At 63.2% G+C, this 6597-nt stretch carries 7 protein-coding genes; 5 read left to right on the plus strand and 2 right to left on the minus strand.

What is annotated here, in order from left to right:
• The first annotated feature begins 234 nt into the window (after positions 1 to 234).
• A complete protein-coding gene (gene eno / locus FJW05_RS25110; protein WP_140636550.1) occupies positions 235 to 1509 on the plus strand; it encodes a phosphopyruvate hydratase in 1275 nt (424 codons plus the stop codon).
• A 158-nt stretch (positions 1510 to 1667) separates the two neighbouring features.
• On the opposite strand, the gene FJW05_RS25115 is transcribed toward eno, so the two are convergent.
• On the minus strand, positions 1668 to 2264 hold the full coding sequence (locus tag FJW05_RS25115) for a gamma carbonic anhydrase family protein (protein WP_140636552.1): 597 nt from the start codon (positions 2262 to 2264) through the stop codon (positions 1668 to 1670).
• A complete protein-coding gene (locus FJW05_RS25120; protein WP_140636569.1) occupies positions 2261 to 2779 on the minus strand; it encodes a MarR family transcriptional regulator in 519 nt (172 codons plus the stop codon). Before FJW05_RS25120 ends, FJW05_RS25115 begins: the two co-directional genes overlap by 4 nt.
• Before the next feature lie 197 nt (positions 2780 to 2976).
• Here FJW05_RS25120 and FJW05_RS25125 point away from each other — a divergent pair, with 197 nt between their 5' ends.
• From FJW05_RS25125 to FJW05_RS25140, 4 genes are all read left to right on the plus strand, one after another.
• A complete protein-coding gene (locus FJW05_RS25125) occupies positions 2977 to 3300 on the plus strand; it encodes a septum formation initiator family protein (protein ID WP_140636553.1) in 324 nt (107 codons plus the stop codon).
• A gap of 175 nt (positions 3301 to 3475) precedes the next feature.
• Positions 3476 to 4513, plus strand: a complete 1038-nt coding sequence (pdhA, locus tag FJW05_RS25130; protein WP_140636555.1) for a pyruvate dehydrogenase (acetyl-transferring) E1 component subunit alpha — start codon at positions 3476 to 3478, stop codon at positions 4511 to 4513.
• Between the two features lie 15 nt (positions 4514 to 4528).
• Complete coding sequence (locus FJW05_RS25135) at positions 4529 to 5920, plus strand: pyruvate dehydrogenase complex E1 component subunit beta (protein ID WP_140636557.1); 1392 nt, start codon at positions 4529 to 4531, stop codon at positions 5918 to 5920.
• An 18-nt stretch (positions 5921 to 5938) separates the two neighbouring features.
• Positions 5939 to 6597, plus strand: a 659-nt coding sequence (locus FJW05_RS25140) for a biotin/lipoyl-containing protein (protein WP_140636559.1), incomplete at its 3' end; no start/stop codon positions are given.

Genomic DNA, 6597 nt, shown 5'->3' on the forward strand with positions numbered 1-6597 from the left:
GGAACAAACTCACGATACCGCTCAACTGGGACATGGCGAAACTCCTCCTGTTTCGTCCCGCGCGAACGCGACCATAGATGAGATGGTCACACAGCGCGCATGACTTATGATGACAGAAAATTGCGCTTCGTGAATCACACCCGCGGTAATAAATGCGGGCCCGCCGATTGCCTTTTGCTCTGCTTTGGCTAAGAGGGGCGCGACGCTTCAATCGATCAATCGGGGACATCGCAAATGACCGCCATCATCGACATTGTCGGGCGTGAAATCCTGGACAGCCGTGGCAATCCGACCGTCGAGGTCGACGTGGTGCTGGAGGACGGCTCCATGGGCCGCGCCGCTGTGCCGTCGGGCGCATCGACGGGCGCGCATGAGGCGGTCGAAGTCCGGGACGGCGGACCGCGCTATCTCGGCAAGGGCGTGCAGCGCGCCGTCGAAGCGGTGAACGGCGAGCTGTTCGAGGCGATCGGCGGCATGGAAGCCGAGAACCAGATCCATATCGACCAGACGATGATCGAGCTCGACGGGACGCCGAACAAGAGCCGCCTCGGCGCCAACGCCATCCTCGGCGTGTCGCTGGCGGTCGCCAAGGCCGCGGCTGAAGCCGCGGGCCTGCCGCTCTACCGCTATGTCGGCGGCACCAAGGCGCACGTCCTGCCGGTGCCGATGATGAACATCATCAACGGCGGCGCGCATGCCGACAACCCGATCGATTTCCAGGAATTCATGATCCTGCCGATCGGCGCGCCGACGCTGCGCGACGGCGTGCGCTGGGGCTCGGAGATTTTCCACACGCTGCGCAAGAAGCTCAAGGATGCCGGCCACAACACCAATGTCGGCGACGAGGGCGGCTTCGCTCCCAACCTGAAGAGCGCGCCTTCGGCGCTCGATTTCATCATGGAATCGGTCGAGAAGGCCGGCTTCAGGCCGGGTGAGGACGTGGCCCTAGGTCTCGATTGCGCGGCGACCGAGTTCTTCAAGGACGGCAATTACGTCTATGAGGGCGAGAAGAAGACCCGCGATCCGAAGGCGCAGGCCAAGTACCTTGCCAAGCTCGCTGCCGACTATCCGATCATCACCATCGAGGACGGCCTTGCCGAGGACGACTGGGAAGGCTGGAAGATCCTGACCGACCTGATCGGCAAGAAGACCCAGCTCGTCGGCGACGACCTCTTCGTCACCAATACGGCGCGGCTGCGCGACGGTATCCGCATGGGCGTCGCCAATTCGATCCTGGTCAAGGTCAACCAGATCGGCTCGCTGACCGAAACGCTTGACGCCGTCGAGACCGCGCACAAGGCCGGCTACACCGCCGTCATGTCGCACCGCTCGGGCGAGACCGAGGATTCGACCATCGCCGACCTCGCCGTCGCCACCAATTGCGGGCAGATCAAGACCGGCTCCCTGTCGCGTTCGGACCGCATGGCCAAATACAACCAGCTCATCCGCATCGAGGAAGAGCTCGGCAAGCAGGCGCGCTATGCGGGCAAGTCGGTGGTCAAGGGCTAATCCAGGCAATTTCCAGGGAATGTAAGCGCGCTCGTTCGCTGAGCCGCTAATGCATGTCGCTCAAAAGTGCTCAGCGGTTTTGAGAGAACGACATCAAAACAAAGATTTTAGAGCGCGTCGCAGGGCCTCGCGCGACGCGCCTGGGAGCACCGCACTCGTCAAGCGCTTTCCGTGCGATGCACGCCGAGCGCCGCCGAGAGGCCTCCTGTGATTTTCAGCATCACGTCCGGCTCGTTTCGGTCGACGCCGTAGACGTAGCCCGGGAAATCGAGCGGTTTCTGGTGAGACCAGATTGCCTCATGCCGGTCGGGGGGCAGGACTTGCGCCGGGTCGCCGACGGCGATCCAGCCGATCGGTACGACGGCGCCAGGCTCGAGGCGGGTGCGTAGGTGAACGGTGCCGTTGATGCGGACTTCCGATCCGCGCCCTATGTGTGCGCCATGGAATACCGCAGCGCCCGTAGCGATAAAAACCTCATCGCCGACTTCTGCGCCGACCACGTGGCTATTGGGACCTACAATGCAATAGTTCCCAATCGTGCAAGGGTGACGCGCTGTGGCGCGGATCACCGCATTCTCCAGCACGATGCAGTAGCGGCCAATGCGGATCGAGCCGCCTGCCTCCGCCACGAGGCGGGCGCCATGCATGACCCGGCCGCCGGCGCCAACGGTGACATCGCCACATACGGTGGCGTCCGGGGCGACCCACGCATCGGTATCGATCGCCGGCGAATGTCCGGCGTAAGAAATGATCATCGCTCGCTCTCCTGTTTCTCGATTTCAGCGGCGCGACAGCCGATCGGACAAACCTCGGCTCCGCAAAGATCATGCTCGCAGAGGCGACAGGTTGTTCTCGCGAAAGCCCGGGAAGACGTCGCGCCGGCAAGAATCCTATCCAGCATGGAAACAAAGCGCGGCCGCTCATCCGGTCGCAGTGCGGACAGCAATCCGTCAAGCGCGGTGAGCCGGAGAGCCTGCATCTCCTTGACCTGGGCGTGGCCTCTCTCCGTTAGCATCAGCGGCGTGACACGACCCTCCGGTTTGCCACGCACAATCAGCGCCTGCCGCTCCAACCCGTCGATCAAACGTACGGCAGTCGGCTGACTGACACCGACAACGTCAGCGAGTTGCGTCGTCGTCAGTCCCGGCTTGAAGTGCAGCATCGACAGCACCGCCGCCGCGCTCGGCGAAAGCTCCCTCAAGGATGCTTCCGTCCTGTCGCGAATCACGGCGCCGAGAGCACCGAGCTTGTTGGCGTCCAATAGTTGCATAGCGTATGCATACATCACCTCAGGACAACGTCAACCTTTTTCACGCATGCAAGCCACGCAACCGCAAACACGTTGAGGCAACTTGCCCGCCGGTCATTCCACTTCGCCAAGTCCACGCTCCGTAACCGTCCATTAAGCACAATCGGGCGAAATACGACTCATGGCCGTCTGCGTTCGCGGCCGCGAGGGTTCGGGTCATGTGGACACGTCAGCACAAGCAGAGAAACACCGGCAGGCTGATCATTCCCTCGCTTTGCGTGCTCTTCCTGGCCTACTTCGGCTTCCATGCCTATCACGGCGAATTCGGCATCTATTCCAAATATCGGCTGCAGGCCCGGGCGGTTGAATTGCAGGCCCAGCTTGATGCCGTGAAGGCGCGCCGGATCGACTTCGAGCGTCGTGTCCAGCTGATGCATGAAGGCACCCTGGAGAAGGATATGCTTGACGAGCAGGCCCGAAAGGCGCTCAATCTGTCCCATCCCGACGAAATCACCATCATGTTGCCTGCTGCGACGAAATAACTGAATTTCGGTTAATCGCTCTTATTTTCAATGATTCTAATCGCTTAGATGCATGCCAGCCATGCGTTTTTCAGCATGGCGCAATGCATCCTTGCATGTTAGCTTTCCGCAAATCGGTGGGGAGACGATCGATCTCCCTGAATGTCCGCGAAGAGACGCCAACAGGGAGTGACGCATGGCCACCGCCGCCAAAAAAGCGCCCGCAAAACCCAGATCCGACAAACAGCCCAATCTGTCAGCGCCCAAACCGGCGGATTTCACCAAGGAAGAAGAGCTTTCCGCCTACCGGCACATGCTTTTGATCCGCCGCTTCGAGGAGAAGGCGGGCCAGCTCTACGGCATGGGCTTCATCGGCGGCTTCTGCCACCTCTATATCGGCCAGGAGGCCGTCGTCACCGGCATGAAGATGGCGCTGATCGAAGGCGACCAGATGATCACCGCCTATCGCGACCATGGCCACATGCTGGCGATGGAGCTGTCGCCGCGCGGCGTCATGGCCGAGCTGACTGGCCGCCGCGGCGGCCTGTCGAAGGGCAAGGGCGGCTCCATGCACATGTTCTCCAAGGAGAAGCATTTCTACGGCGGCCACGGCATTGTCGGCGCGCAGGTGTCGCTCGGCACCGGTCTCGCCTTCGCCAACCGCTACCGCGACAACAAGAATGTCTCGCTGACCTATTTCGGCGATGGCGCCGCCAACCAGGGCCAGGTCTATGAAAGCTTCAACATGGCCTCGCTGTGGAAGCTGCCGGTGATCTACATCATCGAGAACAACCGCTACGCCATGGGCACGTCCGTGTCGCGCTCGTCGGCCGAGACCGACTTCTCGCATCGCGGCGCTTCCTTCAAGATTCCCGGCATCCAGGTCGACGGCATGGACGTGCGCGCGGTGAAGTCGGCGGCCGATCTCGCCACCGAATGGTGCCGTGCCGGCAACGGTCCGCTCATCCTCGAGATGCAGACCTATCGCTATCGCGGCCATTCGATGTCCGACCCGGCAAAATACCGCTCCAAGGAGGAAGTGCAGAAGATGCGCTCCGAGCATGACCCGATCGAGCAGGTCCGGGTGCGGCTGCTCGGCAAGAAGTGGGCAAGCGAGGACGAGCTCAAGGCCATCGACAAGGAAGTCCGCGACATCGTCGCTGACGCCGCCGAATTCGCCCAGAACGACGCCGAGCCGGATCCGTCCGAGCTCTGGACCGACATCGTACTCTAAGGAGAGGGCAAGGACATGCCGATCGAAATTCTCATGCCCGCGCTGTCGCCGACGATGGAAGAGGGCAATCTTTCCAAATGGCTGAAGAACGAAGGCGACAAGGTCGTCGCCGGTGACGTCATCGCCGAGATCGAGACCGACAAGGCGACGATGGAAGTCGAAGCCGTCGACGAAGGCACGCTGGCCAAGATAGTGGTTCCCGCCGGCAGTGAAGGCGTCAAGGTCAACGCGGTCATCGCCGTGCTTGCCGTCGACGGCGAGGACGTCGACAAGGCCGGCGAAGGTGTCGGTGAAGAGCCCGCCAAGGCTGAAAAGGCCGCGCCGGCGCCAGCCCCGGCCGCGGCCAAGGGCGACGCTGCCGCTCCTGTCGCCGCCGCGCCGAAGGCGGAGATCGCCGCCGATCCGGATATTCCCGCCGGCACCGAGATGGTTTCCACCACGGTGCGCGAAGCGCTCCGTGACGCCATGGCCGAGGAGATGCGCCGCGACGGCGATGTCTTCGTCATGGGCGAGGAAGTCGCCGAGTACCAAGGCGCCTACAAGATCACGCAGGGCCTGCTGCAGGAATTCGGGCCGAGGCGCGTCGTCGACACGCCGATCACCGAGCATGGCTTTGCCGGCGTCGGCGTCGGCGCCGCGATGGCGGGGCTGAAGCCGATCGTCGAGTTCATGACCTTCAACTTCGCCATGCAGGCGATCGACCAGATCATCAACTCGGCCGCCAAGACGCTCTATATGTCCGGCGGCCAGATGGGCGCGCCGATCGTGTTCCGTGGTCCCAACGGTGCGGCGGCCCGCGTCGCCGCCCAGCACTCGCAGTGCTATGCCGCCTGGTACAGCCATATCCCCGGCCTGAAGGTGGTGATGCCCTATACGGCTGCCGACGCCAAGGGCCTGCTCAAGGCCGCGATCCGCGATCCGAACCCGGTCATCTTCCTGGAGAACGAGATCCTCTACGGCCATTCCTTCGATGTGCCGAAGCTCGACGACTTCGTGCTGCCGATCGGCAAGGCGCGTATCCACAAGCAGGGCAAGGACGTCACCCTGGTCTCCTTCGGCATCGGCATGACCTATGCGCTCAAGGCGGAAGCCGAGTTGCGCGGCATGGGCATCGACGCCGAGATCATCGATCTCAGAACCATCCGTCCGCTCGACTTCGACACGATCATCGCCTCTGTGAAGAAGACCAACCGTCTCGTGGTGGTGGAAGAAGGTTTTCCGCAGAACTCGGTCGGCGATCACATCGCCAACCAGGTCTCGCAGCGCGCCTTCGATTACCTCGATGCGCCGGTGATCACCATTGCCGGCAAGGACGTGCCCATGCCTTATGCGGCGAACCTCGAGAAGCTGGCGCTGCCCAACGTCGGCGAAGTCGTCGAGGCCGTCAAAGCCGTCACTTATCGCTGAGCCGGTCGGGAGGACATCATGCCAATCAACATCACCATGCCGGCGCTCTCCCCGACCATGGAAGAGGGCAATCTATCAAAATGGCTGGTCAAGGAAGGCGATAAGGTTTCGCCGGGTGACGTGATCGCCGAGATCGAGACCGACAAGGCGACGATGGAAGTCGAGGCGGTCGATGAAGGCACGGTCGCCAAGCTGGTGGTTCCGGCCGGCACCGAGGGCGTCAAGGTCAACGCGCTGATCGCCATCCTGGCCGGTGAAGGCGAGGATGCCGCGGCCGCTGCCAAGAGCGGCGGCGGCGCCGCGCCCAAGGCCGAAGCGCCGAAAGCGGATGCCCCGAAGGCCGAGCCGCCCAAGGAAGCCCCCAAGCCGGCAGCAGCCGCAGCGGCGTCCGCGCCGGCGAAGGCCGAGCCTGCTCCCGTCGCCAACGGCCACGCCGCAGGCGATCGCGTCTTCGCATCGCCGCTGGCCCGCCGCATCGCCAAGGATGCCGGCGTCGACGTGACGGCGCTGACCGGTTCCGGCCCGCATGGCCGCGTTGTGAAGGTCGATGTCGAGGCGGCGATCGCTTCCGGCGGCGCTCCGGCTGCGAAGGCGCCCGCGGCCGCCCCGTCCGCTCCGGCCGCAGCCAAGCCGGTGTCGGACGACCAGGTGCTGAAGCTGTTCGCCGAAGGCTCCTA

The sequence above is a fragment of the Mesorhizobium sp. B2-9-1 genome (genome assembly GCF_006439455.1).
Taxonomy (GTDB): Bacteria; Pseudomonadota; Alphaproteobacteria; order Rhizobiales; family Rhizobiaceae; genus Mesorhizobium.